This is a genomic window from Mycetohabitans sp. B2 (genome assembly GCF_021733735.1).
Classification (GTDB): Bacteria; Pseudomonadota; Gammaproteobacteria; order Burkholderiales; family Burkholderiaceae; genus Mycetohabitans; species Mycetohabitans rhizoxinica.
The window spans coordinates 1-717 of sequence record NZ_JAHKSP010000173.1 but is presented as its reverse complement, the minus strand read 5'-3'; the positions used below and the strand labels follow the sequence as shown (position 1 = coordinate 717).

At 59.4% G+C, this 717-nt stretch carries 1 pseudogene; it reads right to left on the bottom strand.

Going from position 1 to position 717, the window contains the following annotated elements:
- A pseudogene (locus tag KPG66_RS17275) lies at positions 1–671 on the bottom strand (IS3 family transposase); the annotation flags it as partial.
- Positions 672–717 lie beyond the last annotated feature (46 nt).

The window sequence follows — 717 nt, the reverse complement described above, 5'->3', positions numbered from 1 at the left end:
GCACTTCAGACGCCGTCCATTGGACAGCGCGTCCATCACAAAATCGATTGACCACACCTGGTTTGGTCCGCTTGGCAACGCCAACTGCTCGCGCTCAATCATGGCGCCGTGGCGCCGTCGACGGCGCCGTACGGCAAGCCCCGCTTCACGATAAAGGCGATGCACGCGCTTATGGTTCGCCTGGATACCCTCGCGCTCCATCATCGCGTGTAATCGCCGATAACCGAAGCGCCGACGCTCGTGTGCCAGTTCCACCAGGCGAGCCCTCAGCGCATCATTCTCGTGGTCCAGCTTCGCTTTGTAATGCAACACGCTGCGAGAAAGCCCGACAAGCCGGCAGGCGCGGCGCTCCGAGATATTCACCTTCTTGCGAATCGCCGCGACTGCTTCGCGCTTGGCTTGCGGGCTCAAGGCTTTACCTTGACGACAACCTTTAACGCTTCCATATCGAGCATCGCCTCGGCCAGCAGCTTCTTCAGCCGCGCGTTCTCGGTTTCCAGCTCCTTGAGCCGGCGCGCTTCTGACACCTCCATGCCGCCGAACTTCGCGCGCCACGTGTAGAACGACGCGTCACTGAACCCGTATTGCCTGCACAACTCTTTGACCGGCCTGCCGGCCTCGGCTTCCTTCAGAAAACCGATGATCTGTTCTTCCGTAAAGCGCTTCTTCATGTTCGTCTTCTTCTCCGAAAACGAACTTTACTAAACTCCGGCCGGC